Origin of the sequence: Tunturiibacter gelidiferens (genome assembly GCF_014201335.1) — a bacterium.
Lineage (GTDB): Bacteria > Acidobacteriota > Terriglobia > Terriglobales > Acidobacteriaceae > Edaphobacter > Edaphobacter lichenicola_E.
Window position 1 is genome coordinate 369,346 of sequence record NZ_JACHEB010000004.1, and the last position, 26,442, is coordinate 395,787.

Here is a 26,442-nt window from a genome sequence, read left to right on the forward strand (position 1 = left end):
AGGATGAAGGCTGCCGCCTCCCGTTGGTCGGCAAATGATCTAGCATCAATGTATGGAACGGTTTGATTTTTTGGTTATTGGGGCAGGTATTGCAGGGCTAAGTGCAGCGATTCGGTTAGCAGAGACGGGCACGGTGCTGGTGGTGACGAAGGAAGAGCTGGCGGAGTCGAATACGGCTTATGCGCAGGGTGGGATCGCGGTGGCGATGGGTGGGGATGAGGATGTAGCACTGCACCTCGAAGACACGATGGCGGCGGGAGATGGGCTGGTGAATCGCGAGGCGGCAGCGGTGCTGGTTTCGCAGGGGCCGCAGCGGGTTGAGGAACTGTTGGAGTGGGGGACAGCCTTCGATCGTTATCCAAAGGACAAGAACGGGGAAGAGGGCGAGTTGATGCGGACGCGTGAGGGTGCGCATAGCCTGTCGCGGATTCTGCATGCGAATGGAGATGCGACGGGGAAGGAGATTGCCGTGTCGTTGCTGCGGCATGTGCGGGAGGGTGGATTTGGTAAGGGCACGATTGAGTTGATGGAATGGACTACGAGTGTGGACTTGATTGTTGAGGGAGGACGCGTGGTGGGGGCTACGCTGCTTGATGGTGAGGGTGGACTGAGGGTGGTTCAGGCTGGGGCTGTTTTGCTGGCAAGTGGTGGGGCGGGGCAGGTTTATAGCGATACTACGAATCCTGCGGTGGCTACGGGGGACGGGATTGCGATGGCTTATCGGGCGGGGGCGGCGGTGAGCGATATGGAGTTTTATCAGTTTCATCCGACAGCTTTTAGTGAGGTGGGTGCTCCGAGGTTTTTGTTGAGCGAGGCGCTGCGGGGTGAGGGTGCGTATCTGGTGAATGCGAAGGGGGAGCGGTTTATGGAGCGGTATCATCCGCTGCTGGAACTGGCTCCGAGGGATGTTGTGGCGAGGGCGATTACGCGCGAGGGGATGGATGGGCCGGTGTATCTGGATATGCGGCATGTGAAGAAGGATCTGCATGCGCGGTTTCCGGGGATCTCGACTTTTCTGGCGAAGTATCGGCTGGAGTTGGGGAGGGATCTGATTCCGGTGCGGCCTGCGGCGCATTATTTGATGGGTGGGGTGAGAACGGATGTGCAGGGAAGAACGTCGCTGCCGGGTTTGTATGCAGCAGGTGAGGCGGCGTGCACGGGGGTGCATGGAGCGAATCGGTTGGCGAGTAATTCGCTGCTGGAGGGGTTGGTGTTTGGGGCGCTGACGGCAGAGACGATGATTGCGGAAACGCTGCGTGAGGACGGCGGTTTGGGTGTTGCACCGGCGGCTTCGAATACGGGTGTGAGTTCGGAGGCGGCGGCGGAGAAGTGGATCAAAGAGCTGCGAGAGTTGATGTGGAAGTACGCGGGGCTGCTTAGGGATGCGGACGGTTTGCGGCAGGCGAAGCGTGGACTGGATGCGTTGGGCGCAGCGATGCCGAAGGGTTTGACGCGGCGAGCGGTGGAGGCGCGGAATTTGCATGTAGTGGCTGAGTTGATCGTGGCGTCGGCGTTGGGCCGGGAAGAGAGCCGGGGGGCGCATTTTCGGAATGATTTTCCGCTGCGGGGTGAGGTGGCGAAGCACTCGGTGATGCAGCAGGGGAGGCTTGAGTTTGTTGCCTGAGGTGAGTGGAGAGCGGAGTTCGGGCGTGAAGCGTGACAGAGGTTTGCAACGTTTTGTTGTATCTGCTGCCGGGGCGATGATTAGCTTTTGTGTGGTCGCAGTGGCGATATATTACAAGATTGCGGACGTGAGGGTGAACGGTGCCTTTCATGGCGGGCCTGCTTCGCTAGCTGCTGCCATGGCTGGATTGTTCGGAGGCGGGGTCGTGGCAGTGCTGGTGCTGGTGTCTCTTTTGAGGTGGGGGAGCAGACGCGAGTTGGAGCCGTGATGAGAGCGCGGCGGTGGAGGTTTTCTTTGATGGGTTTTGATTGGGAGTTGAAGACTATTTTTTTGAAAGCAGCGAGAGCGCGATCGTTGTTCCCAGGATGACTATGATCGTTGCGAGTGATGTGAGAGGGCCGATCTCCAGGTAGTGGGCTGCGAGCATCTTGAAGGCTGCGAAGGCGAGGACTGCGGCGAGGCCGTAGTGCAGGAAGCGCAGTTTAGCGAGGAGGTGGGCGAGGAGGAAGTAGAGCGAACGAAGACCCATGACGGCCATGATGTTCGACGTGTAGGCGAGGAATGGGTGGCGGGTAATCGAAAGGACGGCGGGGATGGAGTCTAGCGCGAAGACCACGTCGGTGAGTTCGATGGCGATGAGGGCCAGGAAGAGGACCGTCATCATGCTTTGGCCGTTCTCGATGACGAAGAACTTGTCCTGACGGAGGCTGACAGGGTGGAGTCGGCCGAGCCAGGCGATCCAGCGTGGGGTGTGGGTTTCGTCTTTTTGGGCGCTTGGCAGGACCAGACGAATGGCTGCGATCAGCAGAATAGCGGCAAAGACATAGCTGACCCACTCGAAGTGAGCGAGGAGGCCTATGCCGGCGGAGATGAAGGCCCCACGCATGAGGATGGCGCCGAGGACGCCCCAGAAGAGGGCTTTGGGCTGGTGGGGGGGCTCGATTTTGAAGAGGCGGAAGAGGAGGAGAAAGAGGAAGAGGTTGTCGATGGAGAGCGACTCTTCTATAGCGTAGCCTGCGAGGTATTGGGTGGCAGACAGGCTTCCCATGGAGCGGTAGAGGAAGAGTGCGAAGGCAAGGGCAGCGGCGACCCAGAGGATGGTGGCCGCAACGGAGGTGGATTGCGTTTTAGAGGGGCCCTGATAGCGAACGTAGAGAAGCTCGACCCCAAGGAGGACGAGAATGAAGACGTGAAAGCCTATCCAATGGCTGATTGGGGTCGCAGCGAGCATCACCTTTGGATGCTACAGTGCGGAGCGGCGAAATGTATGAAAGGGGCCCGGCGGAGCTGTTCAACAAGGGAGCCGTTGGGGAGGTTCGACAGGGTGTTGACTGTCGAAGCTTGCGGCTTCGCTAATTCAGGCAGCCAGCTAGCGTGCGCCGGCGACCATTGAGTAGACCGTGTAAACGATAACTGCGAGCGCCATCCACATCAGGGAGGACAGGAACAGGCTGCGCGCAATATCGATCACATGGTGGTTCTCGAGGAAACCAGTTGCGTTGGTTGGGCGAACGGTGCGGTTGGTTAGATCTCTGTAACGGTTATGTATGTCTGCGTACGATGGTGTCTGCATGGTCCCTCCTATCGGCCAAGACTAGGGGGAGCATTAGCTGGGTACTATCCCTCGAATGCGGTAGTTTGTAACTCGTTTGGGTCACAATGGGGTCTGTTTTTGATGGGAATTGCTGGTTTTTCATCCGGTTTTTGATGACATGGTGGGCGGAATGGGATAGGATTTGGCGGTATTCGGGCCCTCTAAATCCAGGAATGGGAGCGTTTATGAAGATAGCGAACTGTTTGATGGCGGTTGCGGTGGGTCTCGTTGGTACACAGTTGGCTGTGGCCCAGGCGGCAGCACCGGCGGGCTCTACGGGGATGTGCAAGGACGGAACCTACTCGACGGCTGCGAGCAAGCAGGGCGCCTGCCGGGGTCACCAGGGCGTGAAGGAGTGGTATGCGGCCGCTCCGGCTGCGACTGCTGCTCCGGCTGCAGCGGCTAGTGCACCGGTGGCGGCTGCGAAGACTGCGCCCGCTGCGGCAACATCTGCTGCTTCGACGACCGCCACAAGCACGGCTGCGGCAGCGACTGGAAAGCAGTCACCGTCGCAGAAGGCAGCGGCCCTTCCACAGGCTGCCGGCGGTGGACCAGGCCTGGTGTGGGTGAATACGTCGAGCAATGTCTATCACTGCTATGGGTCGGACTACTACGGGAAGACCAAGGCTGGGTCGTACATGTCTGAGGCGGATGCAAAGGCCAAGGGCGCTCATCCCGACCATGGGAAGGCCTGCAGTAAATAGTTCATTTGATAGCTGGGTTTCTAGCGCCTCTGACGCCGATGCTCCGGCCTCAGGGGCGCTGGTTGATTAAGCGGATCATCTCGAGGAAGATGTCGCCGGAGATCTGCAGGGAGTGGGCGCTGATCTTGTCGAGGGTGTCCTTGTCGGTGTGGTGGTAGCCGTCGGGCATGGCGTCGGTGGTGGGGCCGTAGTGGGCGTCGATCAGATCGAGGACGGGGACGCCGCGTGCGGCAAAGGGTAGGTGGTCATCTTCTTCGGCCTCGCGGTATTTGAAGATGGAGGCGGAGTGGCCGGTGTTTTTGGCGGCGACTTTGAGCAGGTCGAGCAGCCAGGGGGTGGAGTTCTCCACGTAGTCGATGTTGAGGTCCTTGTCGGCGATCATGTCGGCGACCAGGAGGGCTTTGATTTTGGTGAGGGTGCCGTCCTGAGACCACTTGGCGGCGAGGTGGCGAGTGCCGTACAGCGAGTCGGAGTTGGACCAGGTTTTGACTGCCTCTTCGCCGTCGTCGAAGACGAGCCAGATGCAGTAGCCCTCGGGGGGATGGGCGCGGAGGATGGTGCCGATCTCGATGAGCAGGGCAGAGGTTGCGGCGCCGTCGTTGGCTCCGTAGAAGTTGATGTCGCGGAGGGGATAGTTGGTCTCGTAGTGGCTGACGAGGACGATGATGCCGTCTTTTTTGCCGGGATATTTGACGATGTAGTTGGTCATCGTCTGGAGACCGGCGGGGGTGGTGGCGGTGAAGGTGTCGGCGACGAAGTTGCCTTTGGCGGCTTCAGGGGCGAAGTGCTGCTTGAGGAACTCTTCGGCTTTGGCGTGGCCGGGAGAGCCGTTGAAGCGCTTGGGGGCTACGTCGAGGAGCTGTTTTGTGAGGGTGTAGGCGGCCTGTCCACTGAACTGCGTGGTGGCGGTCTTCTGGGCATGAATGATTGGCGTCAGAAGTGCGAAAAGTACCGCTAATGCGAGGGACCGATGGCGCCTAGACGACGGTGGCATGAGACTGCGGGTTTTAGAGTCCATAGCCGGGGATAGGGGAGCCGGTTTTGTGGCGCAGCGGTGCTGTTGGGGGCGCAGATTCGGGGGAAGGATCATGCGGCTTTATTGGCCTCTTTGGCTTTGCGGCGCGACGGGTGAACGAAATATGCGACACCCACGCCTAGGAAGTAGAGCACGAGCATGGGACTGGCGAAGAGGATCATGCTGAAGGGATCGGGCAGCGGACAGATGATTGCCGAGATGATAAAGATTACGAGGATCGCGTAGCGGATGTGCTTGAGCAGGAATTTCGCGTCGACGATGCCGAAGAGGGAGAGAAAAAATATGAGGATCGGTAGTTCAAAACAGATGCCCAGGCCTAGGATTACGGCGAGGAAGAACTGGGTGTAGTCCTCGATGGTGAGGATGGGATTGAATTTTTTGCCGAAGTCGAGAACAAGGACTTTGATGGCCCCGGGAAGGACCCAGTGGTAGCCGAACCATGCTCCTGCGAGGAAGAGCCCAATGGTTGCAGCCATGAACGGGACAACGTAGCGCTTTTCGTTGGCGTACATTCCCGGCGAGATAAAGAGCCATAGCTGGTAGAGGATGAAGGGAGATGCGAGGATCGCGCCACCGAGCAGGGCGGTCTTGAGGTAGAGGTTGAGGCCGTCGGTGGGATGGGTGAAGTTGAGTGCGATATGGAGGTCGTCGAGGGGTTTCTGGACGAAGCCATAGAGACGCTCGTGAAAGGCATAGGCGACGGCAAATCCAATGAGCAGATAGACAGTGGCGTGGATGAGGCGCTTGCGGAGCTCGGTGAGGTGCTCCATCAGGCTCATGCCGGGAAGGTCGGCGCGGTCGCTGACGGCGCTGCGTACGCTGTCGACCAGATCAGCCATGGTGAGTGGCCTCGCTGACAGTTACTTCGCTGACTGATTCAGATTCGGCCGAGTGGGGGATGGCGTTGATTACGGGGGAGAGGGCCGAGTTACTGATGGGAAGACCGGTAGATGGGGGCATGAGATTGAGGTCGCCGGAGGTTGCGATGGGAAGAGGTGAGGGGGACGGAGGCGCAGTGTGCGGGTGGTCTTCCACCAGTTCCTGAGTGAGTTGGGCGATCCGTTCGGGGGTGACGTCTGATTCTGATGCGGAGTCTGTTGTGAGTGCTGGAGACGAGGTTGTGGTTTCTCCAGCGGAGATGGCAGGGGTGACGGGAGCGGCGGCCTCCATGGCGGCGATCTTCTTGCGTTGCTCTTCCTGGTCGGCGATGCGGAGTTCGTCTTCCATTTGCATGCGGAACTCGTTCGACGCGCGACGGAACTCGCCCATGAGTTTTCCGAGTTGGCGGGCGAGTTCGGGCAGCTTCTTCGGGCCGAAGAGAAGCAGGGCTATGAAGAAGATGACGGCGCTGTCTTGAAAGCTAGGCATAAGTCAGTCCCATGATACGGCTTACGCGTGGACGGAACAAATGGATGCAGAGCGTTGAGGCTGATAAAATCTCTGGTGTAGGGCAGCAGGATGTTTTGAAGAAAGACGCATCGTCCGAATAGGGATTGCGTCTAATTGTGAACGAGCGATCGAAATGGTCGCGAGTAGCGAAGTGGTAGGAGTTGCAACACCCCCGTGGGTTGGGTGGCGGCTTGAAGGAGCCGGCACAGTGAATTCACTGCAACTCAAGCAGTGCATGCTTTCAACATCCCCGTCTCGAAGGCGAAAGATGGTATTGGCTCAAGCCTCTACCTGACGACCTTGTGAGACTGAAGGCGGAGTACTTTGAACGGACTATTGGATATTGCACCGGCTGAGGCCGTGGCGGAGACTGTTGCAGATTCGTGTTCCTTAGATCACTACCTTGCGCAGCCGGACCATACGATGGATGCCCGGATCGCTGCGGCGCGAGAAAAGCTTGGCACCGATGTGGTTCTGCTGGGGCACCACTACCAGCGGGACGAGGTGATTCGGTTTGCCGATTTTACCGGCGACAGCTACAAGCTTTCGAAGGTTGCCTCGGAGACTGATGCGAAGTACATGCTGTTTTGTGGCGTCCACTTTATGGCGGAGACAGCGGATGTGCTGGCGCGGCCGTGGCAGCAGGTGATTTTGCCGGATTTGAACGCGGGCTGCTCGATGGCCGATATGGCGGAGATCGGGCAGGTGGAAGATTGCTGGGACTCGTTGGAGGGTGTAGGGCTGACGGATGAAGCTGGCGGCGGTCTGATTCCTCTGACATATATGAACTCGGCTGCGGCGATCAAAGCTTTTTGCGGGGAGCGAGGCGGGTTGGTTTGCACTTCGTCGAACGCTCGCGGGGCGTTTGAGTGGGCGTTCGCGCGGGGCTCAAAGATTTTGTTTCTTCCTGACCAGCATCTTGGACGCAACACTGCGTTTGCGATGGGGATTTCGTTGAGCGAGATGGTCGTCTGGGATCCTTATCAGATCAACGGTGGGTTGAGCCCGGATCGGTTGAAGGCAGCGAAGGTGATTCTGTGGAAGGGACACTGTTCGGTGCATCAGCGGTTTCTGCCGGAGCATGTCGATCGCGTGCGCCGGGAGGAGCCGGGGATGCAGGTGATTGTGCATCCGGAGTGCCGTTGGGAGGTTTGCCAGAAGGCGAATGACGTGGGTTCGACGGAGCATATTATTCAGGCTATTGAGCGTGCTCCGGAGGGTTCCAGCTTCGCCGTCGGGACGGAGATTCATCTGGTCAACCGTTTGGCCAAGCGATTTGCCCCGTTGGGCAAGCGGGTAATTACGCTCGATGACTCTGGATGTTTGTGCACAACGATGTACCGGATTTCGCCGCAGCATCTGGCGTGGGCTTTGGAGAATCTTGTGGAGGGGAAGGTTGTGAATCGCATCAAGGTGGACGATGATGTGAAGCAGTGGGCGCGGGTAGCGCTCGACAGGATGCTGGAGATCAGAGTTTGAATAAGACGTTTACGTTGGGCGAGGCACAGACGCTGTTGCCAGTAGTAGAGGCTCTGCTAAGGAAGGCACAGGAAGCACAGGTCCGGGCCGAGGAGCTCGAGTACGAGATGCAGCAGTTGAGTCACAGGATTTTTCTGTCTGGCGGAATGCATGTGGATGTGAGTGTTGCTGCCCGGCGCCGGGCAGAGCACGATAAGGCTGTGCAGTCGAGCAGGGATACGCTGGCAGAGATCGATTCGATTGGGGTGCAGGTGAAGGATCTCGAGCAGGGGTTGCTGGACTTTCCCTATGTGATGGATGGGAAGACGGTGTTGCTTTGCTGGAAGCTGGGAGAACCGGCGATTACCCATTGGCATACGGAAGAAGAGGGGTTTGCCGGACGCAAGCCGCTCGATTCCAGATTCGGCAGGACGGAGCGGCTGAACTGACATTGGAAACCGATTGGGCACTTACCAATCGAATGATCGCAGTGTTGCCTTAGTGCCTGTTGGATTGATAAGAGAAAATAAGCCGCGCGAGGTATCCTTGTAGAAAGAAATTACATTGAGGTGATTGGCGGCAGATGGCTTTTTCCAATGTCAAGAGAAGTTTTCGCATAGGTTCACTGCTGAGCAGTCTTAAGCTCATCCTGATCGCGTCGATTTTCTCGCGACCGAGATATAAGACCATTGCCTATGCGCTGCTGGGGCCTTTTATCCACAATGGCGAAATCTCAATTCGCTATAGATGCTACGGGCGGTTCTACAAGAGTTTTCTTCGAACTTCTGATTTGGAGGAAGATTACCTGAGTACGCGCGAGTTGTGTGTGATTGACAGTTATCATCTCGACCACGACTTTAAACCGGACCTTGTGATCGATGGCGGCGGAAATATTGGACTATTTTCTTTACGTGCGGCGGCCACCTATCCTTCGGCGAAGATTGTTATCTGCGAACCATTGCCACGAAATATTGAGCAGATCCAGAGACACCTTGAGATGAACGGCGTCAAAGCGGAGATTTTGCCGAATTGTGTGGGCGGCACTCGCAGGACCATACCCTTTTATTGCCGAGGTGCGAATGTGAGCAGCTTCGACGGCACCGAACCCTACGAAAGAGTAATGGAGATTCCGGTCGTTCTGTTGTCCGACGCGATCGGCTCGTCCGCTGCACAAAGGATTTTGATCAAACTCGATATTGAAGGCATGGAGATAGAAGCTTTGACGGCCTTCGTGCCGACAGAGAAGAGAGCGGTTTATGTGGTCGGGGAGCTGCACAACCTTCCTGTCAACGGTCCGCTGATGAAACAAATTTTTCACGATCATGGCTGGACCTTTGAACTGGTCGACGTCGACAAAGTTACATCGGGTTTTCGGGCGTGTTCTCCTTCTGCGGTTCCGTTATTGAGCTGGACTGCTCACGCGAAGTCCAATGCGGATATATCGCTGGAGAAAGCCAGCGTATCAGGCTGACGAAATCGTTCATTACCCGTCCATGACCCTGGAGACGACCATGACTGTGATAACTAGCTTTATTGAACGATAATCTTTATTGTTTATACTGACCTCATGTTGGTGAACAAGGCCAGACCGTCTCGTGAGGTTTGCCAGAGGAACGGCATTGCAGTGACGCACCAACGGCAGGTCTTGAACGAAGTGATGAAGACGATGCATGGCCATCCGGGTCCGGAGGAGGTCGATGCACAGGTGAAGGATGAGGGTGCCGGCTATCTCGCTGGCTACCATTCACAAAAACATACATTTATTTGTGGAGAGCGGTGTCTTTCGCCAGGTGAGCATGCATCATGGTTCGCTGGGCGTGGAGATGAAGATGAATCGTATGAGCACATGGCGCGCTCAAAGAGTGGAGCAGTTACCGATATTCGATAAAAGAGCCTGGGTTGTGTAGAAGCACGGCAAACTGCCTGGGTGGATTCCTGGTGTAGCGGTATTGGCATACGTGCGAAACGCCAACAGGCATAGGGCGTTTCTTAACAAATGTAGAGGTGATCTATGGCAGAAGACTTGAAGAGCAAGCAAATGACTACCGATGCCGGGCGACCGGTTGGCGATAACCAGAACTCCATTACGGTGGGTAATCGTGGGCCGATCGTGTTTGAAGATTATCTGCTGTTTGAAAAGATGGCGCACTTCAATCGTGAGCGTGTGCCTGAGCGGGTGGTTCATGCGAAGGGCTCGGCGGCGCATGGCACGTTTACGTGCACCCATCCGGACATGGCGAAGTATACGACTGCGAAGGTGTTTGAGAAGGGCAAGAAGACTCCTACGTTCCTTCGGTTTTCGACCGTTGGCGGCGAGAAGGGATCTGCCGACTCTGAGCGCGATCCACGTGGGTTTGCGTTGAAGTTTTATACGGACGAGGGCAACTGGGATCTGGTGGGCAACAATACACCGGTGTTTTTCATCCGCGATCCTTTGAAGTTCTCGGATTTTATTCATACGCAGAAGCGTGATCCGGAGACGAACCTGAAGTCGCCGAAGATGATGTGGGATTTCTGGTCGCTGTCGCCGGAGAGCCTGCACCAGGTGACGATTCTGTTTTCGGACCGTGGCACTCCCGATGGCTATCGCCATATGAATGGATACGGCAGCCACACGTTTTCGCTGATCAACGCGAAGAACGAGTTGTTCTATGTGAAATATCACTTCAAGACGAAGCAGGGGATCAAGAACTTCACTCGCGAGGAGGCCGACCACATGAAATCCGTGGACATGGATCACTCGCAGAGCGATCTCTTCCATTCGATCGAGAAGGGCGACTTCCCGAAGTGGACGGTGCAGATGCAGATCATGCCGGAGGCTGAGGCGGAGACTTATCATATCAATCCGTTTGACTTGACGAAGGTGTGGCCTCACGCCGACTATCCTGTGATCGAGATCGGCGAACTGGAGTTGAACCGGAATCCGGTGAACTACTTTGCTGAAGTCGAGCAGGCGGCGTTCGACCCGAAGAATGTTGCTCCGGGTATGGGCTTCTCGCCGGACAAGATGCTGCAGGGGCGGCTTATCAGCTATCCAGACGCACACCGGTATCGCATCGGGGTGAACTACAATTTGCTTCCGATCAATGAGCCAAAGTGTCCTTACAACACGTACAACCGCGACGGCAGCATGCGCTTCGGTGAGAACGGCGGCAATGGTCCAAACTACGAGCCGAACAGCTTTGGTGGTCCGACACAGGATAAGAAGTACATTGAGCGTCCTGTGACCTACAACACGGCGACTGTGGGTAGGTACGACCATCGCGAGCATGATGGCGACTACTACACGCAGCCGGGTAACCTGTTCCGTCTGATGACGCCGGATGCTCAGGAGCGGCTGTGCGGAAATATTGCAGCCGGTCTGGGCCAGGTTGAGACGCGGATTCAGGACCTGCAGATCAATCACTTCTACAAGTGCGATTCAAAGTACGGTGAAGGTGTCGCCAAGGCTATCGGACGCAAGATTGAGGAGATCGTGAGGAAAGAAGAGTTGGTCCACGCATAAGTAACTGATGATGTTACGTAAAAGAGCGATCCTTTGTGGGTCGCTCTTTTGTTTACGGAAAGCCGATTCAGCTTACGGGTTGGTGTGCAGCCATAGGCGGTGGACCGGTGGGATTGGATTCAGGTTTACGGCCCGGGTTCCATTCGGGCTTCCAGTTGGAGTCGGCGAGCCAACGGATCGGATCGACCATGGAGGCGATGGCGTTGGTCATATGGGTGAAGTCGATGGTGTGAATCTCGTCGCTGGGTTGGTGATAGTCCTTGTGCAGCCCGTAGCTTGAGACAGTTTGAGCGATGATGCCCTGCTGGGCTAGAGCGTAGTTGTCAGAACGACGGAAGAAGTTCTCTTTGGGATGAGGGTCGTTTACCAGGTGGGCACCGTGTTTCGCCAGTTCGGGGCCAAGGTTCGAGCGGTCGAAGCCGGTGAGCCAAAGGGTTCCTACGGGGACTGCTGGGTCGGGGCGGCCGATCATCTCGAACTCGAGGTTGGCGACGATGCTGACGAGGGGGACTGGAGGATGCGCGAGGAAGGCTCGGTTGCCGAAGCCACCGAGTTCTTCAGAGCCGAAGAGAGCGAAGACGATGGTTCGCTTCGGGTGTTGGCCGGTGGCGAGAATGTGGGCTAGTGTCAGTACGGCGGTAGTGCCGGAGGCGTCGTCGTCGGCTCCGTTGTAGTTGGTGTCACCAGAGGCATTGGCGGGACCGATGCCGAGATGATCGAGATGCGCGGTGAGCAGGATGACCTCGTTGGGCGAGGTAGTTCCCCGCAGGATGGCGACTGCGTTCCAGGTCTCTTTTCGTGGGATGTCCTGGAACTTTGCGATGCGCTGCTGGGTTCTAGCGGGAAGGGGATTGGGGAGGGCGGATTTTTGGAGGAAGGTACCGTTATCTCCTCCGGGTTCGAGGCCGAGGGATTGGAGCTGAGAGGCGACGAAGAGGGCCGCAATGTGCTCGTCGCGTGTGGCTGAGCCGCGGCCGTGTAGTTCGTCGTCGGCGAGGAAGTTCATATCTGCGTGAACTTCCTGTTGCAGAGTGGCGGAGGGAGATGCTGTTTGTCTGGCTGCTGCGTCGAACGAGTGAGCCTGTGACGCTTGAGACTTGAAGGGAAGAGTCAGGAGCAGGATTGCGGTTAAAGGCAGAGAATATAAAAGCTTTGAGAGATACATTGCGGAAATTATAGAAGAACGTTGAATGAATTAATTCCGCATTGGCTGTGTCTGCTGCGAAGATAGAGAAAAAGGGGTTCGGTGGCGATGGAACGAAGGGGAAGGTTGCGGCGGTCGGTTGCAGTGGGTGCCGCGATGATTTTGCCGGTCTTTACTGGCTGCACGGGATTTTTTCCTCCAGTCAATAATTCTGGTGGTGGTGGAACCGGTGCAACGGGGAACCAGGTGTACGTCTTGAATCAGACGACGCAGACTGTGAGTGGATTCGCTGTAGGCACGGGGACTCTGAAGGCGGTGAACAACTCGCCGGTTAAGCTTGGGTCTCAACCATTTGCCGAGGTTGTCACTCCGAACGATGCGTTTCTTTATATTGCGGCGCAGGCATCGATCAACTTATATCTGATTAATTCCGACGGATCGTTAAGCGCGCCAAGCGGCGGAGCCCAGCAGAATGCGGTGACTGCGGCTTCGCTGGCGGTTTCACCGGATGGGCAGTGGCTGATTGCGCTGGATAGCCTTACACAGCAGCTGGACATCTACCAAATTAACTCGTCGACGGGGGCGTTGACGGCTCAGGCGCAGTCGCCTGCTACGTACGCTCTTCACGCGGGGGCTGGGACTTGGCAGCCGTCAATGGTGCAGGTGTCGCCGGATGCGACACTGATTTTCGCTGCGCTTGGTACAGGTGGTGACGTCGTGTTTTCGTTCAACACGACGACAGGCCTTGCCGCGCAGGTCCAGAGTCTGGCAAACGCGAATCCGGCCACGGGCGACTATGCATTGGCCGTCGATCCGAAGACTGCGTACTTGTACCTTGCGCGGAGCGGGACTAATGGTGGAGTTGCGGTGTACATCATTGGGTCGGGAGGGACGCTGAATTCGGTCACGGGTTCGCCGTTTGCCGCGGGAAGTGGGACGCAGTCGGTCGTACTGGATAGTACTGGGACTTATGTGTACGCGGCGAATCGTACGGAGGGCACGATCTCCGGGTATACGATTGCCGCGGGGACAACTCAGGCAGCTTTGACGTTGACGCCGCTGAGTGGGTCGCCGTATATGAGTGGGACTGTGGTGCAGTCGTTGGGGATCGACAGAACCGGCAAGTATCTGTTGGCGGCGGCGCTTGGCGGCGGCCCGGACCTGACGATGTACAGCTTCGATATTACGACTCCAGGCAAGCTGGATCCGGCTACGAGCATCAATACGGATACCGATCCTGCAGCGGCTGTCGCGGTGGCGCTCACGCATTAGCGTCTGCGTTCCTGGCTGGGCGCAGGTGTTGGAGTTGGTGCGTGGGTTATGGATTTGCCGTGGCCGCCGTTAGTATGGAGATAGTGTTGTGCTGTGCGCGGAGTTTCAGGACTATCGTTTCTTCTTCTCGACAATTCGATTTCGTGCGGTACTTTTCGCGGATTTGCAGCTTCGTAGCGGTTTCGATGGTGCTGATTGCGGGCGGGAGTGGCTGCTCGCGGCTGCGGCCTAAGCCGCCAGCGCAGTACGTGTATGTGACGGCAAAGCAGACGTTTCTGCGTGACCGGGTGGCAGCGGTGTCGAATCGTACGGCGACGGTGGAGAATGGCGATCGGCTTGAGGTGCTTGATCGCGGGCGGCGATTTGTGAAGGTGCAGACGGCCAAGGGGGAGCAGGGCTGGATCGATGAGAAGGTGATTGCGACCCAGGATGTCTTTGATCAGTTTGAAAAGCTGAAGCAGGATCACAAGGCTGATCCGGTGGTCGCCTCTGCTGTGGTGCGTGATGAGGTTTACATGCATGCCAAGCCTGGCCGCGACACGGAGAGGTTCTTTCGGCTGGCGGAGGGTGAGAAGCTGAAGCTGTTGGCGCGGGCGACGCTGGCCAAGCCTGTGCCGCCGGGAACACGGGTGGCTAAGGCTCCTCCTCCCGCTGCAACTGCGGCGACTGCAAAGGGCAGTGTGGAGAAGGGTGCAAAGGATGTTTCGACTGCCGCTGCTGCGCCGGAGCCTGTGCCGCCGGCGATGGAGGACTGGTGGCTGGTGCGAGATTCCAAGGGCGATACCGGATGGCTTTACAGCAGGATGATGGATGTGGACGCTCCCGATGCGATTACGCGGTACTCCGAAGGCCAGAGGATTGTGGGATCGTATGTTCTAACGACGGTATCCGATCCGGAGGCCGAGCAGGACGACAAGAATATTCCGATCTACGTGACGGTATTGAGTCCGTATAAGGCTGGGCTGACGTATGACTTCGATCAGGTGCGCGTGTTTACGTGGAATGTGAAAAAGCATCGTTATGAGACGGGATATCGCGACAGAAATATCGAGGGATATTTGCCCGTCGATGTGAAGATGGCGACCGATCCTTACGGAAAGTCGCCAACGGCTACTACGCCGGTGCCAACGTTCTCGTATCGAGTGTTGGCGGATGATGCGGGGCCGGTCATTCCCGATCCGGTGACCGGAGCGATTGTGCCGGGGAAGACGGTGCTGAAGACGTATCGGCTGGAGAGCAACCTAGTGCGACGGGTGCTTCCGCCGGGAACGACTGCGCCGGGGGAGGCTCATCCGGAGCCCGTGTCGGACAAAAAGAAGGCCGCGGGGGCTAAGGGCAGCAAAGGAAAAAAGAGGCGGTAGATCGGCCTGATATCGATTGCGTGCGTGAGTCGAAGTGACTATGAGCGATCAGGAGGAGCGGCTGTTTGGCGGCAATGTGGCGGATGCGGTGGTTCGCGTCGGTGCCACCGTTCGCAAGCCTGCGACAGAGGCGACGAGTAGTGTTGAAGCGTTTTTGGAACATCTCTTCGAGGTTGGATTCAGAGGGGCTCCGCGAACTTTAGGACGAGATGAGAAGGGTCGTCATGTGCTGGAGTATGTGCCGGGAGCGACTCAAGAGCCATTCTCGTACACGAGTGAGGAGTTGGGGCGCGTGGGAAGGTTGATTCGAGAGTTTCACGTAGCGGCGAAGAGTTTTGTTCCTCCGGAGGGGGCGCAATGGAAGGTTGTCATCAGGCCTGATTCGGAGGAGTTGATCTGTCACCAGGATCTTGCGCCATGGAATCTGGTGCGCAGTGGAGAGCGGTGGGTCTTTATCGATTGGGATGGAAGTGGGCCGGGGTCTGTTCTGTGGGATGTAGGTTATGCGGCGCAGAGTTTTGTGCCTTTGATCCATGGTGGAGAGCCTGCTGTGGATGCCTCACGGCTCTGCTGCTTTGTGGATGGGTATGGGCTTGATCGATCTCAACGTGAGAGGCTGCCTGAACTGATGGTCGCTCGAACGAGAGCTATGTTTGAGTTGGGCGAGCGAGCGGCGATAACCGGGGAGCAACCGTGGGCACGACTCCATGCGGAGGGAGATGGCAGTCGTCATTGGAGGCAGGCTGCGGAGTATGTCGAGCGGCATCTGGAGATTTGGAAAGATGCGCTGCTTGCGAACGTATGACCACGATGATTGCGGTCAGGCGTAGAACGCTGTGATGGCGTCGACTACAGTTTGTTGTTCATCTTCGCGCAGCTCGGGGTACATGGGAAGTGCGAGAACTTCGTGGGAGGCGGCTTCGCTGATGGGGAAGTGGCCCTGCTTGTAGCCGAGGTGAGCCAGGCTGGTTTGCAAATGCAGGGGGACAGGGTAGTAGATCTCGCTGCCGATCTTCTGATCGGCAAGGTACCGGCGAAGTTCGTCGCGGCGGGGAGCGCGGATAACGTATTGATGGAAGACGTGTCCGGCGCGCGGGTCGGTGATGGGGAGGACGACTCCTTCCTTTACAGTGTCGGCGGTGAGGTTCGCTTTGCGGAAGAGTTGATCGTAGTGGAGGGCATGCCCGCGGCGCTGCTGGTTCCACTTGGGCAGATAGCGGAGTTTGACCTCGAGGACTGCGGCCTGGATGGAGTCAAGGCGAGAGTTCCAGCCGATCTCGTCGTGATAGTAGCGGCGGCGCATGCCGTGGGCGCGGAGGATGCGGGCGTGGTCGTCAATCGCGGCTGAAGTAGTAGTGACGAGGCCGGCGTCTCCCATGGCACTTAGATTTTTTGTGGGATAGAAGCTGAAGGCTGCGGCATCGCCAAGGGCTCCTGCAGGGACTCCGTTCCATGTGGCTCCGAACGCCTGGGCGGCATCTTCGATCAGAAGGAGGTTGTGACTTTGTTTCAGTGCGGTAAATTCGTCCCAGTCGGCACATTGTCCGTAGAGGTGAACAGGTAGGACCGCTCTGACGTTTTTGCCTGCACTGGAGCGTAGGAGCTCTTCTACCGAAGCGGGAGAGAGATTGAAGGTGGTGGAGTCGATGTCGGCAAGCAAAGGCGTGGCGCCGGCACGGAGGATCGCGCTCACCGTGGCGAAGAAGCTGAAGGGGGTTGTGATGACGGCGTCGCCGGGGCCGACGTTGGCAGCAGCTAAAGCGAGCCAGATGGCATCGGTGCCGCTAGCGCAGCCGATCGCGTGGGGCACGGCACAGGCGACGGCGGCGGCGAGTTCGAAGCTGGTGACCTGGGGGCCGAGGATGAAATGTTGTGAGGTGGCGACAGCTTCGATGGTATTCAGGATCTCTTGCCGCAGGGAGGAAAACTGACGGGAGAAGTCAAGCATTGGAACGGGTTGCGGGTTACGGATGGTCACATCTGCAATGGTATATCGGTCGTATATGGCTGTAGAGATTGCCCTAGACTTTCATTCTGCGTTGCAATGCGTCTAACGAAGTATTGCGTTCGTCTCTACAATGTGACGAGGCAAGTTGATTATTGCCGTAGATGCTCGTATTGTTGACAGTCTTGGCTTTAGGCTTAGCCGTTGGATGCGCTGAGTTTTGTTCTAAAGCCGATGGGTCACGGCAAACGCTCATTGCAGTATGAACATTTTGGACAAAGGAGATCGGCCCCATGGAATCAAAGCCGGCACAGAACATTCAGGACACTTTTCTCAACACAGTGCGAAAAGACAAGAGTCCGATCACGATTTACCTGGTAAGCGGCGTGAAGCTAACGGGGAAGATACGCTCGTTCGATAAGTACTCCGTGCTGCTGGAAAACAACAGCCAGGAGCAACTGATCTTCAAACATGCGATCTCGACTGTAGTGAGTGGACGCGCGGGAGTACATGGCGATGTGCGGAGCGACGTGAAGCCAGAGTTGCGGGCGTCGGTAGGTTCGGCTCCTGCTGCTGGTTCGCCGGTGCAAGAGGCGACAGGGACCCAAGGCCGCTAGCCGTTGACAACTGAATACGGGAAGATCGATGGAGTAAAGCCCGTGAAGCGCAGCCTGGTCGCTGCGCATGAGGCGGCACGCCAGACGCGGGGCAGGCTGTCGCAGGCTGAACGTGCAGTGTTGGTGGCTGTGGAGTTCACCGGTGAACGGCGAAAGCTGACAGCGGCGGCGCGGCTGGCAAAGACTGCAGCGGCCGTGTCGGCTCAGACTGACTTGGACGGTGGTGATTTTTCTTCTGTACCTAAGGCAGCTGACCTCGACTTCGATGCTTCGCTGGCGGAGTTTGAAGAGCTTGCAAGGAGCGCGGGTGCCGAAGTCGCGGCCACTCTGATTCAGCGGCGGCCGCGGCCCGATCCGGCGACCCTGGTAGGGCACGGAAAGCTGGAGGAGATCGAGGGAGTGATTGCCTCGACCGGGGCAGATCTGGTGCTGTTCGACCATGATCTTTCGCCGTCGCAGCTGCGGAACCTGGAGGCGAAGTTGCCGTGCCGGGTAATCGATCGAACACAATTGATTCTGGATATCTTTGCAAGGCATGCCCGGACGCGGGAGGGCCAGCTGCAGGTGGAGTTGGCGCAGCTGGAGTATCAGTTGCCACGGCTGGCCGGGCGCGGAAAGGCGATGTCGCAGTTGGGCGGCGGTATCGGTACGCGCGGACCTGGTGAGACGCAGCTGGAGACGGATCGACGGAAGATCAATCTGCGGATCGATCACGTGAAAGAACAGCTGGAGTCGGTGCGGCGAATTCGCCGACAGCAGAGGCAGCGAAGAGAGGCGGTGCCGGTGCCGGTGGTTGCGTTGGTGGGCTATACCAACGCGGGCAAGAGCACGCTCTTCAATGCGTTGACCGAGGCGGGGGTGCTGGAGTCGTCGCGGATGTTTGCAACGCTCGATCCCAAACTGAGGCAGTTGACACTCCCTTCGCGAAGGAAGATTTTGCTCTCGGATACGGTGGGATTTATTCGTAACCTGCCGCATACGCTGGTGACCAGCTTTCGGGCGACGCTGGAGGAGGTGGAGCGAGCGGAACTGCTGCTGCATATTCGCGACGCCTCAAGCCCGATGGTGGAAGAACAGAAGACGCAGGTTGAGAAAGTGCTCGCCGAATTGGATGTTTCGAAGAAACCCGTTATCGAGGTGCTGAACAAGATCGACCTGGTCGGGGACCACGAAGCTATGCCCATGGGAGCTCCGGGAAGTGTGGCTGTGTCTGGCCTAAAGAAGCTTGGGCTCGATCATTTAATGGCAGCTATCGATGCGGCGCTGGTGGTGGATCCGCTGATTGAGATGCAGTTTCGCCTGCCTCAGTCGGAGGGGGCGGTGTTGGCTGCGTTGGAAGCTGGAGCTGTCGTCGAGGGGAAGCGCTTTGAGGGAAATCTGGCGTTTGTTACGGCACGAGGGCCGGCTTCGTTGCTGAACCGGTTCAGGAGATTTCGTGAACAGGTTCGTTGAGGCCAGAAAAGGCTCTTAACTAGCATAGGCCGCCTGACGGGGAGCGGAGGTGGTGTCCCCAATCACGCGACCTATGTGACCCAGATCTTAGGGTCCAGGTGGTAACTCTAAGTCTAGTCCTTTGCTTCAGGAAGTCAAAGGGAAGATGAAATTATTTGCACTGGGGCTGGGCGAAGGTGAATGCGCGAATATCGTTCAGTGTGGGCGATATTCATCAGATACTTGGTTGACACTGTTGTAATCGCTTTGCTAAAACTAGGTGTACCTCGAACTAGCATGCAGCGCCTGCGCCAGTATTTTCTGGAACACGGTAGCGGTGTGAGACCGTCACTACAGGACTTCCAAGCGGCCCCGGCCGACCCCATTCATGGATCAGATACTGAATCAACTCGGTGAACTTGTGCTCGGCTCTGTGCCGACTATTGTTCTGTTTATTTTGCTAGTGGCAGCTTATGGATTGCTGGTTCGACGACCATTGGATCGTGTGCTGGCTGAGCGGCGTGCGCGTACCACAGGCGCCATCGAGCAGGCGCGACGGGCGATTGCTGTGGCCGAGGCCGAGACTGCGGCTTACGAAGAAAAGTTGCGCAGCGCCAAGGCCGAGATATTCCAGATGCGGGATAAAAGGCTGAAGCAATGGAACGCGGAACGAGAGGCGGCGCTAGCCCAGGCGCGTCAGCATATGCATGATCGCGTTAGCGGAGCCAAGCAGGAGATTGAGCAGAGTGCGCACGAGGCGCGACTCCAAATCGCTGGAGTGAGCGAGGAGCTGAGCTCGCGGATCGTCAGTGCGTTGCTTCCAGTCGATGTACGGGCGACGGAGGTTGCGCAGTGACGATTTCTTTTGTGAAGAGGCTATTGCCAGCCACGATTTTAGCGGGTTCTTTGTTTCTGCCAGTGTGCCATCTGAAGGCGCAGGATGCGGGGGCGACGAAGGCAGCTGGACGGCACGACGACTCTCAGGGGCAGACGTCGGAGCAGGGCAAGCAAGAAGAAGATGAGAATGATAAGTATCTTCATTCAGATGCAGTTCGCGGGTTAGGTGCGAAGGTTGGATTGAGCGCAGAGCAGGCGGCTACTTGGTTTACGGTTGCGAACTTTGTAGTTCTGGCGGCGCTCGTGGGCTGGTTCCTGTTGAAGACCCTACCCAAGACCTTCCGTAATCGAAGCACGGCGATCCAGAAGCAATTGGTGGATGCTCGTACGGCGACCGAAGATGCCAATGCCAGATTGCGAAGCGTAGAAGATCGGTTGAGCAAGCTGGACGGTCAGATTGCGGCAATGCGAGCCCAGGCAGAGAAGGATTCCGCTCTTGACCAGCAGCGCATTACTGCCAGCGTAGAAGAGGAAAAGCAGAAGATTCTGGCAACGGCGGAGCAGGAGATTGCTGCCGCGACGGCGTTGGCGCAGCGTCAAATTCAGCAGTACGCAGCTGAACTTGCCATCGAGCAGGCAGCACGCAAGCTGGTGGTGACCGCAGAGACCGACCGACTGTTGGTGCAGAGCTTTGCACAACGGCTGACAGGCGATGACTCGAAGAAAGGACAAAACTGATGTCGGTTCTTTCTTTGCGGTACGCTCACGCGTTTGCCTCAGTTGCGACTTCCGCCAACCTGGATGCCGCCGCGGCAGAACAGCAGCTCGCTGACTTCAGCGGGACGCTGGCTGGCAGCCATGATCTACGCGAAGTTTTGATGAATCCTTCGATCGCGAACGAGCAGAAGCTGAAGGTGCTTGACGCAATTGCAGCGCGCATCGGGATGTTTCCGCAGGTCAGGAATTTTATTGCGGTGATTATGCATCACCAGCGTCTTGATGAGTTGAACGAGATTTTGAGTGAATACCACCTTGTCGCAGATGAGCAGGCCCACGTGGCAGAGGCGGAGATTACGAGTGCTCGCCCGCTGAATGAACAAGATCGTGCCGAACTCGAGGCTCAGGTTGTGAAGCTTGCCGGAGGGCGTGTTCGGACTACTTATTATGAGGATGCGACGCTGCTCGGCGGGGCTGTCGTCCGCCTTGGTTCCACGGTGTATGACGGTTCAATCCGCGCACAGTTGCAGCAGTTGAAACAGAAGCTTGTGAACGCATAGAACCCTAACCGGTGATGGCGCTAGTTTTTCAAGATTTGACACGAATCAAGTAGAAGGAAGACATGGCACAGATCAAGGCGGATGAGATAACAGAACTGCTTCGCCAGCAGATTGAGAACTTCGAACAGCGCATCCAGGTGGATGAGGTCGGAACGGTCATCTCACTGGGCGACGGAATTGCGCGTGTGCATGGCCTGGATAAAGTGATGGCCGGCGAGTTGATTGAGTTTCCGCATGGCGTTGCAGGTCTCGCGATGAACCTTGATGAAGATCAGGTTGGCGCGGTGCTGTTGGGTGATTACACGGAGATCAGCGAAGGCGATCAGGTGAAGCGAACCGGCAAGATCATGTCCGTGCCGGTAGGCGAGGCTCTGATCGGCCGTGTCGTGAATGCGTTGGGTCAGCCGATCGATGACAAGGGGCCTATCAATACGGACAAGTATCTGCCGGTTGAGCGTCTTGCTCCGGGTGTTATCGATCGCCAGTCGGTGCGAGAGCCGATGGCCACTGGTATCAAGGCGATCGACACCATGATTCCGATTGGTCGCGGCCAGCGTGAACTGTTGATCGGCGACCGGCAAACCGGCAAGACTGCGATCGCGCTTGACACGATCATCAACTCTGCAAAGAACAACCTGATCTGCATCTATTGCGCGGTTGGTCAGAAGCGTTCTTCAGTTGCGCAGGTGGTGCAGACGCTCGAAGAGCATGGCGCAATGGCTTATACCATCGTCGTTGCTGCGACCGCATCGGAGCCGGCTCCGATGCAGTATCTTGCTCCCTTTGCCGCTACCGCGATGGGGGAGTACTTCCGTGACAGCGGCAAACATGCGCTGGTGATCTACGACGATCTTTCGAAGCACGCTGCCAGCTACCGCGAGATTTCGCTACTGCTTCGTCGTCCGCCTGGGCGTGAAGCGTACCCCGGTGACGTGTTCTATCTCCACTCGCGTCTTCTGGAGCGCTCGTCAAAGGTTTCGGATAAGCTGGGCGGCGGTTCGCTGACTGCTTTGCCGATCATCGAGACTCAGGCTGGCGACGTTTCGGCTTATATTCCGACGAACGTTATCTCGATCACTGATGGACAGATCTTCCTTGAGACGGACTTGTTCAACTCGGGCGTGCGGCCTGCTGTCAACGTTGGTCTCTCTGTGTCGCGTGTCGGCTTCTCGGCTGCAATCAAGGCGACGAAGCAGGTAGGCGCGACCCTGAAGCTTGATCTGGCGCAGTATCGCGAGTTGGCTGCATTCTCACAGTTTGGCTCGGACCTGGATAAGGTGACGCAGCAACAGCTCAGCCGTGGACAGCGCCTGACGGAGTTGCTCAAGCAGCCTCAGTTCCAGCCGCTCAGCGCGGAGAAACAGGTTGCGATTCTCTTTGCTGGCGTGAACGGACTTCTGGATGATGTTGAAGTGAGCGATCTGCGGGCGTTTGAGGATGGCTTCTATCCTTACCTCGAGTCGGCCCAGGCTTCTATTCTGACCGATATCGCCACAAAGAAGGCCCTCGATGACGACCTGAAGGCTCGTTTGACGGCGGCGATCAAAGAGTACAAAGGAAACTTCCTTGCGGATCGCAAGGATAAGAAAGAGACGGCTGCGGCCAAGTAAACCATGGCAAACGTACTCGATTTACGGCGCCGCATCCGAAGTGTGAAAAACACGCGGCAGATCACCAAGGCCATGAAGATGGTTTCGGCGGCGAAGCTGCGACGGGCGCAGGAGCATGCGATGCAGGCGCGGCCCTACGCGCAGATGCTGATCAATGTGCTGGAGTCCCTGGTGCGCCGCACCGATATTTACAACCCGCACACTGGAAAGATTCTTCATCCCCTACTGATTGAACGCGAAGAAAAGAATGTCCTCGTCATTGTGATAGCCGGCGATAAGGGATTTGCGGGCGGCTTCAACTCGAATGTTGGCAAGGCGGCGCAGAAGTTCGTCGATAGGCGCGTGGCGAGGGGACAGAACGTCGATCTCGAGCCGATTGGTAAGAAGGCGATTGCTTTTTACAAGAGAAAGTTTCCTGCGGCGAACTACGAGAAGACGGAAGAGCACTACGACAACGATCTCGCTACTCACTATGAGAAGATTCGTCATCGCGCGGGGCAGATTGAGGTTGCCGCAGAACATCCTGATCTCTTGGCAAAGACCGATGTCAAGGCCGTTTCGGAGTTAGCGTATTCGATCATTGAACGCTATGAAAGGTCGGAGATCGACGCGGTCTATCTCGTCTACAACGAGTTCAAGTCGGTACTTGTGCAGCGAATTGTCGTGGAAAAGCTGCTGCCGATCGCTGAGCTCGGTGCGCAGAATGTTGAGTCTTCGGTTGAGCCGACTCAGGAAGAACGGGATGCGGCTGTCCGAGCGGCGCAGTCTGAGGGCATCAGCATTCATGTTCCAGAGGCGAGCGAGATGGAGGAGGAGGCCAAGAAGTTTGGTACCGCCAATGTCGACTACATCTTCGACCAGTCGCCTGAGACTCTCTTCCGGCATCTGATGCCGCGCTATGTAACCACGCAGATCTTTCACGCTCTGCTGGAGTCCACTGCCGCGGAGCACGCGGCGCGTATGACGGCAACCGATGCTGCGACGAAGAACGCAGGGGACCTGATTGACAGCCTGAGCCTCACCATGAACCGCGTTCGGCAGGCAGCAATTACGAAGGAAATTATTGAAATTGTGAGTGGTGCGGCTGCTCTGTAGTGACAGACGGCTGCAATAACGAAAAGAGACCTATGGCAGAGAATATTGGAAGAGTAATTTCGATCAGCGGACCGGCCGTTGACGTTCAATTCGAAGAATCGCACATGCCCCCTATCTTTCAGGCGATCCGCGTCGTCAGCGAAGGCTTCAATGTGCCTGCACCGCTCGATGTCGTTCTCGAGGTTCAGCAGCATCTTGGCGAAGGCCGTGTGCGTTGCATCGCGATGGTCGCCACCGAAGGTATGGTTCGCGGAATGAAAGCGATCGATACTGGGTCGGGCATTATGGTGCCAGTGGGTCGCGAGACTCTGGGTCGCGTGCTCAATGTGCTCGGCGAGCCAGTGGACGAGCTTGGTCCGGTCAACGCTAAGGTACACATGCCGATTCACCGGCAGGCGCCGGCGTTTGATGAGCAATCGACCAGCGAAGAGATGTTCGAGACCGGGATCAAGGTTATCGACCTCATCCAACCGTTCCTTAAGGGCGGCAAGATCGGTCTATTTGGTGGCGCGGGAGTGGGCAAGACCGTCATCATCCAGGAGCTGATCAACAACGTTGCCAGTCAGCATGGAGGGTTCTCGGTATTTGCGGGCGTTGGTGAACGAACTCGTGAAGGCAACGACCTGTGGATGGAGTTTCAGGAGTCCGGCGTTATTGACTTAAAGGATCTACCGAAGAGCAAAGCGACGTTGGTTTATGGACAGATGACGGAGCCGCCAGGGGCGCGTCTTCGTGTTGCGCTGACCGGCCTTACGGTGGCGGAGCACTTCCGTGATGAGGAAGGTGCGGATACGTTGCTGTTTGTCGATAATATCTTTCGGTTTACGCAAGCTGGTTCCGAGGTTTCGACACTGCTTGGCCGTATGCCTTCGGCTGTGGGGTATCAACCGAACCTTGCGACCGAGATGGGTGAGTTGCAGGAGCGGATTACCTCGACGAAGAGAGGTTCGATCACATCGGTGCAGGCTGTTTACGTGCCGGCTGACGACCTGACCGATCCGGCTCCGGCGACGACCTTTGCTCACCTGGATGCGACGACCGTGCTTTCGCGTCCGTTGTCCGAACTAGGTATCTATCCCGCTGTCGATCCGCTTGCTTCAACCTCGCGTATTCTCTCTCCCCGCGTTGTTGGGCAGGAGCACTACGATGTGGCGCAGGGCGTGAAGAAGATCTTGCAGCGGTACAAAGACCTGCAGGACATCATCGCGATTCTGGGTATTGATGAGCTCTCGGAAGAGGACAAGATCACCGTGGCGCGTGCTCGTAAGGTGCAGCGCTTCCTGTCACAGCCGTTTCATGTGGCTGAGATCTTCACTGGTATCCCAGGCGCTTATGTGAAGGTTCCGGATACGGTTCGTAGCTTCAAAGAGATTATCGAAGGCAAACACGACGATATTCCGGAACAGGCCTTCTATCTGAAGGGCGGCATCGAAGACGTGATTGCAGCCGCAGAGAAGATGAAGCAGACGGCATAACTCAATGGCAGAGACGACGAGCAATTCGGGGTTATTAACGGTTCGGCTGCTGACGCCAGACCGTGTCCTGCTGGATGCGACGGCGGAGGCGGTAGAACTGCCGTCGATGTCAGGGTATCTGGAGGCGTTGTATGGTGCTGCGCCGCTGCTTGCAGAGCTTGGCGCTGGTGAAGTGCGGCTCCATGGTGGCAGCTCGGGCGATCAGAAGTTTTTCGTGGCCTGGGGTTTTGTGGAAGTGCTGCCGGACCGGGTGACGATCCTGGCGGAGACCGCGCTGCATCCGAACGAGATCGACGTCTCTGAGGCTCAGAAGGATCTTCAAGAAGGAGAGAAACTCTGGCGTGAGGCCGGCGATGATGGCAACAAATATGACGAAGCCAACGCCGTTACGCGGGAGGCTGAAGAGAAGATCGCCTCTGCTGAGGGCAAGAGCAAGTAGTCTGTTTTGGTACTCAGGAAGTGGAAAGCCGTCCGTAAGGGCGGCTTTTTCGCATCTGAAGGCCTTCGATGATCTTGCTCCCTCTCTCAACGCTCCTACGTAGTCTTTTGCTCCTCATTCAAAGAACTAGTTTCGCAATGGCAGGCCGATGGTGTCGGTCAAATTTATGTAATTTGTCAAAATGTTGTTTGTTTACCGCAAAAAGTCAGGAAACGAGAAGCTTATTCTGGCCGAGATGAATCACATTTCCAAGTGAGATGCAGGTGAGTGCATCCTGACCCAATTCCAGGATTTCTTCAGCTTTTGATGAAGAAATCGGACTTTCCGGATCCGGTCCAGTTATGAAGCCAGAACGCCGCGTATTCAGCTCAGGCGTTGTCGAGAGAAGCAGTAGCGCCCACTTAATGATGAGCCTGGGGCGATCGAAAAAAGTAACTGATTGCCAGCTATCAAAGGAGTTGCCGATGCGTTCCGAGCTGATTTTCGATGCGCTCATTTACGAGTCCAACCGATATCTATTGTGCAGGCTTGTTGCTAAGGGAACCCGCAAGCTGCACCGACCAAACACTCGTGTGCAAGATACGACCAACGAGATGCTCGAACGCCTCAGCGAACCGGCTTCGCCGTCC

28 protein-coding genes are annotated in these 26,442 nt (G+C 57.0%); 20 read left to right on the plus strand and 8 right to left on the minus strand.

Annotation, left to right across the window (positions count from 1 at the left end):
* Positions 1–52: 52 nt before the first annotated feature.
* Positions 53–1,624, plus strand: a complete 1,572-nt coding sequence (nadB, locus tag HDF14_RS10400) for an L-aspartate oxidase (RefSeq protein WP_183976183.1) — start codon at positions 53–55, stop codon at positions 1,622–1,624.
* Between the two features lie 25 nt (positions 1,625–1,649).
* Entirely contained in the window at positions 1,650–1,892 is a 243-nt protein-coding gene (locus tag HDF14_RS10405; RefSeq protein ID WP_183976185.1) for a hypothetical protein, read from the plus strand.
* 54 nt (positions 1,893–1,946) lie between these two features.
* Here HDF14_RS10405 and HDF14_RS10410 read toward each other — a convergent pair whose 3' ends face one another.
* Together HDF14_RS10410 and HDF14_RS10415 are read right to left on the minus strand one after the other, a co-directional pair.
* On the minus strand, positions 1,947–2,855 hold the full coding sequence (locus HDF14_RS10410) for a TerC/Alx family metal homeostasis membrane protein (protein WP_183976192.1): 909 nt from the start codon (positions 2,853–2,855) through the stop codon (positions 1,947–1,949).
* A 138-nt stretch (positions 2,856–2,993) separates the two neighbouring features.
* Positions 2,994–3,197 (minus strand): hypothetical protein, encoded by a 204-nt coding sequence (locus HDF14_RS10415; RefSeq protein WP_183976194.1) that lies wholly within the window; start codon positions 3,195–3,197, stop codon positions 2,994–2,996.
* Between the two features lie 206 nt (positions 3,198–3,403).
* Between HDF14_RS10415 and HDF14_RS10420 the strand changes: the two genes are divergently transcribed.
* Positions 3,404–3,922: a DUF3761 domain-containing protein gene (locus tag HDF14_RS10420; RefSeq protein ID WP_183976196.1), complete on the plus strand. Its 519-nt coding sequence runs from the start codon at positions 3,404–3,406 to the stop codon at positions 3,920–3,922.
* A gap of 49 nt (positions 3,923–3,971) precedes the next feature.
* Here HDF14_RS10420 and HDF14_RS10425 read toward each other — a convergent pair whose 3' ends face one another.
* From HDF14_RS10425 to HDF14_RS10435, 3 genes are read right to left on the minus strand one after another with little or no spacing between them, the layout of a single operon-like run.
* Positions 3,972–5,012 (minus strand): M28 family peptidase, encoded by a 1,041-nt coding sequence (locus HDF14_RS10425; protein WP_260698166.1) that lies wholly within the window; start codon positions 5,010–5,012, stop codon positions 3,972–3,974.
* Positions 5,009–5,797, minus strand: coding sequence for a twin-arginine translocase subunit TatC (gene tatC / locus HDF14_RS10430; RefSeq protein WP_183976198.1), 789 nt, complete (start codon positions 5,795–5,797; stop codon positions 5,009–5,011). Before tatC ends, HDF14_RS10425 begins: the two co-directional genes overlap by 4 nt.
* On the minus strand, positions 5,790–6,326 hold the full coding sequence (locus HDF14_RS10435; RefSeq protein ID WP_183976200.1) for a Sec-independent protein translocase subunit TatA/TatB: 537 nt from the start codon (positions 6,324–6,326) through the stop codon (positions 5,790–5,792). Before HDF14_RS10435 ends, tatC begins: the two co-directional genes overlap by 8 nt.
* 381 nt (positions 6,327–6,707) lie before the next feature.
* Between HDF14_RS10435 and nadA the strand changes: the two genes are divergently transcribed.
* The 5 genes from nadA to HDF14_RS10460 all read left to right on the plus strand — a co-directional run bounded on the left by nadA (position 6,708) and on the right by HDF14_RS10460 (position 11,310).
* Entirely contained in the window at positions 6,708–7,826 is a 1,119-nt protein-coding gene (gene nadA, locus HDF14_RS10440) for a quinolinate synthase NadA (RefSeq protein ID WP_406707211.1), read from the plus strand.
* Positions 7,823–8,254 (plus strand): DUF2203 domain-containing protein, encoded by a 432-nt coding sequence (locus tag HDF14_RS10445; protein ID WP_183976202.1) that lies wholly within the window; start codon positions 7,823–7,825, stop codon positions 8,252–8,254. The genes nadA and HDF14_RS10445 overlap by 4 nt, the downstream gene beginning before the upstream one ends.
* Positions 8,255–8,631: 377 nt before the next feature.
* Complete coding sequence (locus HDF14_RS10450; protein ID WP_183976204.1) at positions 8,632–9,276, plus strand: FkbM family methyltransferase; 645 nt, start codon at positions 8,632–8,634, stop codon at positions 9,274–9,276.
* A 153-nt stretch (positions 9,277–9,429) separates the two neighbouring features.
* Positions 9,430–9,693, plus strand: a complete 264-nt coding sequence (locus tag HDF14_RS10455; RefSeq protein WP_183976206.1) for a hypothetical protein — start codon at positions 9,430–9,432, stop codon at positions 9,691–9,693.
* Positions 9,694–9,816: 123 nt separating this feature from the next.
* Complete coding sequence (locus HDF14_RS10460) at positions 9,817–11,310, plus strand: catalase (protein WP_183976208.1); 1,494 nt, start codon at positions 9,817–9,819, stop codon at positions 11,308–11,310.
* Between the two features lie 67 nt (positions 11,311–11,377).
* On the opposite strand, the gene HDF14_RS10465 is transcribed toward HDF14_RS10460, so the two are convergent.
* Positions 11,378–12,316 (minus strand): M28 family peptidase, encoded by a 939-nt coding sequence (locus HDF14_RS10465; RefSeq protein WP_183976210.1) that lies wholly within the window; start codon positions 12,314–12,316, stop codon positions 11,378–11,380.
* A gap of 246 nt (positions 12,317–12,562) precedes the next feature.
* Here HDF14_RS10465 and HDF14_RS10470 point away from each other — a divergent pair, with 246 nt between their 5' ends.
* From HDF14_RS10470 to HDF14_RS10480, 3 genes are all read left to right on the plus strand, one after another.
* Entirely contained in the window at positions 12,563–13,726 is a 1,164-nt protein-coding gene (locus tag HDF14_RS10470) for a lactonase family protein (protein ID WP_183976212.1), read from the plus strand.
* A gap of 185 nt (positions 13,727–13,911) precedes the next feature.
* Complete coding sequence (locus HDF14_RS10475) at positions 13,912–15,087, plus strand: SH3 domain-containing protein (protein ID WP_183976214.1); 1,176 nt, start codon at positions 13,912–13,914, stop codon at positions 15,085–15,087.
* 40 nt (positions 15,088–15,127) lie between these two features.
* The gene (locus HDF14_RS10480; protein ID WP_183976216.1) at positions 15,128–15,892 is read left to right on the plus strand and encodes a phosphotransferase enzyme family protein; all 765 of its coding nucleotides are present in this window, start codon (positions 15,128–15,130) and stop codon (positions 15,890–15,892) included.
* A 15-nt stretch (positions 15,893–15,907) separates the two neighbouring features.
* On the opposite strand, the gene HDF14_RS10485 is transcribed toward HDF14_RS10480, so the two are convergent.
* Positions 15,908–17,065, minus strand: a complete 1,158-nt coding sequence (locus HDF14_RS10485; RefSeq protein WP_313899537.1) for a DegT/DnrJ/EryC1/StrS family aminotransferase — start codon at positions 17,063–17,065, stop codon at positions 15,908–15,910.
* A 260-nt stretch (positions 17,066–17,325) separates the two neighbouring features.
* Here HDF14_RS10485 and hfq point away from each other — a divergent pair, with 260 nt between their 5' ends.
* From hfq to atpC, 9 genes are all read left to right on the plus strand, one after another.
* Positions 17,326–17,649, plus strand: coding sequence for an RNA chaperone Hfq (gene hfq / locus HDF14_RS10490; protein WP_183976218.1), 324 nt, complete (start codon positions 17,326–17,328; stop codon positions 17,647–17,649).
* 42 nt (positions 17,650–17,691) lie between these two features.
* Positions 17,692–19,101: a GTPase HflX gene (gene hflX, locus HDF14_RS10495; RefSeq protein WP_313899538.1), complete on the plus strand. Its 1,410-nt coding sequence runs from the start codon at positions 17,692–17,694 to the stop codon at positions 19,099–19,101.
* A gap of 367 nt (positions 19,102–19,468) precedes the next feature.
* Positions 19,469–19,936, plus strand: a complete 468-nt coding sequence (locus tag HDF14_RS10500) for an ATP synthase F0 subunit B (protein ID WP_183976220.1) — start codon at positions 19,469–19,471, stop codon at positions 19,934–19,936.
* Complete coding sequence (locus tag HDF14_RS10505; protein WP_183976221.1) at positions 19,933–20,655, plus strand: ATP synthase F0 subunit B; 723 nt, start codon at positions 19,933–19,935, stop codon at positions 20,653–20,655. Before HDF14_RS10500 ends, HDF14_RS10505 begins: the two co-directional genes overlap by 4 nt.
* Positions 20,655–21,194 carry an ATP synthase F1 subunit delta gene (atpH, locus tag HDF14_RS10510; RefSeq protein ID WP_183976223.1) on the plus strand — a complete coding sequence of 180 codons (540 nt, stop codon included), beginning with the start codon at positions 20,655–20,657 and terminating at the stop codon, positions 21,192–21,194. The genes HDF14_RS10505 and atpH overlap by 1 nt, the downstream gene beginning before the upstream one ends.
* Positions 21,195–21,256: 62 nt before the next feature.
* The gene (atpA, locus tag HDF14_RS10515) at positions 21,257–22,804 is read left to right on the plus strand and encodes a F0F1 ATP synthase subunit alpha (protein WP_183976225.1); all 1,548 of its coding nucleotides are present in this window, start codon (positions 21,257–21,259) and stop codon (positions 22,802–22,804) included.
* Between the two features lie 3 nt (positions 22,805–22,807).
* Complete coding sequence (locus HDF14_RS10520) at positions 22,808–23,899, plus strand: F0F1 ATP synthase subunit gamma (protein WP_183976227.1); 1,092 nt, start codon at positions 22,808–22,810, stop codon at positions 23,897–23,899.
* 32 nt (positions 23,900–23,931) lie between these two features.
* Positions 23,932–25,374 (plus strand): F0F1 ATP synthase subunit beta, encoded by a 1,443-nt coding sequence (atpD, locus tag HDF14_RS10525; RefSeq protein ID WP_183976229.1) that lies wholly within the window; start codon positions 23,932–23,934, stop codon positions 25,372–25,374.
* A 4-nt stretch (positions 25,375–25,378) separates the two neighbouring features.
* Positions 25,379–25,813 carry an ATP synthase F1 subunit epsilon gene (gene atpC / locus HDF14_RS10530; RefSeq protein WP_183976231.1) on the plus strand — a complete coding sequence of 145 codons (435 nt, stop codon included), beginning with the start codon at positions 25,379–25,381 and terminating at the stop codon, positions 25,811–25,813.
* 205 nt (positions 25,814–26,018) lie between these two features.
* On the opposite strand, the gene HDF14_RS10535 is transcribed toward atpC, so the two are convergent.
* Positions 26,019–26,309 carry a hypothetical protein gene (locus HDF14_RS10535; RefSeq protein ID WP_183976233.1) on the minus strand — a complete coding sequence of 97 codons (291 nt, stop codon included), beginning with the start codon at positions 26,307–26,309 and terminating at the stop codon, positions 26,019–26,021.
* Positions 26,310–26,442: the final 133 nt, after the last annotated feature.

Coding starts and splice junctions, on each gene's coding strand:
- nadB (WP_183976183.1), top strand. CDS start 53: ATGGAACGGTTTGATTTTTTGGTTATTGGGGCAGGTATTGCAGGGCTA.
- HDF14_RS10410 (WP_183976192.1), bottom strand. CDS start 2,855: ATGCTCGCTGCGACCCCAATCAGCCATTGGATAGGCTTTCACGTCTTC.
- HDF14_RS10415 (WP_183976194.1), bottom strand. CDS start 3,197: ATGCAGACACCATCGTACGCAGACATACATAACCGTTACAGAGATCTA.
- HDF14_RS10420 (WP_183976196.1), top strand. CDS start 3,404: ATGAAGATAGCGAACTGTTTGATGGCGGTTGCGGTGGGTCTCGTTGGT.
- HDF14_RS10425 (WP_260698166.1), bottom strand. CDS start 5,012: ATGATCCTTCCCCCGAATCTGCGCCCCCAACAGCACCGCTGCGCCACA.
- tatC (WP_183976198.1), bottom strand. CDS start 5,797: ATGGCTGATCTGGTCGACAGCGTACGCAGCGCCGTCAGCGACCGCGCC.
- HDF14_RS10435 (WP_183976200.1), bottom strand. CDS start 6,326: ATGCCTAGCTTTCAAGACAGCGCCGTCATCTTCTTCATAGCCCTGCTT.
- HDF14_RS10460 (WP_183976208.1), top strand. CDS start 9,817: ATGGCAGAAGACTTGAAGAGCAAGCAAATGACTACCGATGCCGGGCGA.
- HDF14_RS10465 (WP_183976210.1), bottom strand. CDS start 12,316: ATGAACTTCCTCGCCGACGACGAACTACACGGCCGCGGCTCAGCCACA.
- HDF14_RS10470 (WP_183976212.1), top strand. CDS start 12,563: ATGGAACGAAGGGGAAGGTTGCGGCGGTCGGTTGCAGTGGGTGCCGCG.
- HDF14_RS10475 (WP_183976214.1), top strand. CDS start 13,912: ATGGTGCTGATTGCGGGCGGGAGTGGCTGCTCGCGGCTGCGGCCTAAG.
- HDF14_RS10480 (WP_183976216.1), top strand. CDS start 15,128: ATGAGCGATCAGGAGGAGCGGCTGTTTGGCGGCAATGTGGCGGATGCG.
- hfq (WP_183976218.1), top strand. CDS start 17,326: ATGGAATCAAAGCCGGCACAGAACATTCAGGACACTTTTCTCAACACA.
- HDF14_RS10500 (WP_183976220.1), top strand. CDS start 19,469: ATGGATCAGATACTGAATCAACTCGGTGAACTTGTGCTCGGCTCTGTG.
- atpH (WP_183976223.1), top strand. CDS start 20,655: ATGTCGGTTCTTTCTTTGCGGTACGCTCACGCGTTTGCCTCAGTTGCG.
- atpA (WP_183976225.1), top strand. CDS start 21,257: ATGGCACAGATCAAGGCGGATGAGATAACAGAACTGCTTCGCCAGCAG.
- HDF14_RS10520 (WP_183976227.1), top strand. CDS start 22,808: ATGGCAAACGTACTCGATTTACGGCGCCGCATCCGAAGTGTGAAAAAC.
- atpD (WP_183976229.1), top strand. CDS start 23,932: ATGGCAGAGAATATTGGAAGAGTAATTTCGATCAGCGGACCGGCCGTT.
- atpC (WP_183976231.1), top strand. CDS start 25,379: ATGGCAGAGACGACGAGCAATTCGGGGTTATTAACGGTTCGGCTGCTG.
- HDF14_RS10535 (WP_183976233.1), bottom strand. CDS start 26,309: ATGAGCGCATCGAAAATCAGCTCGGAACGCATCGGCAACTCCTTTGAT.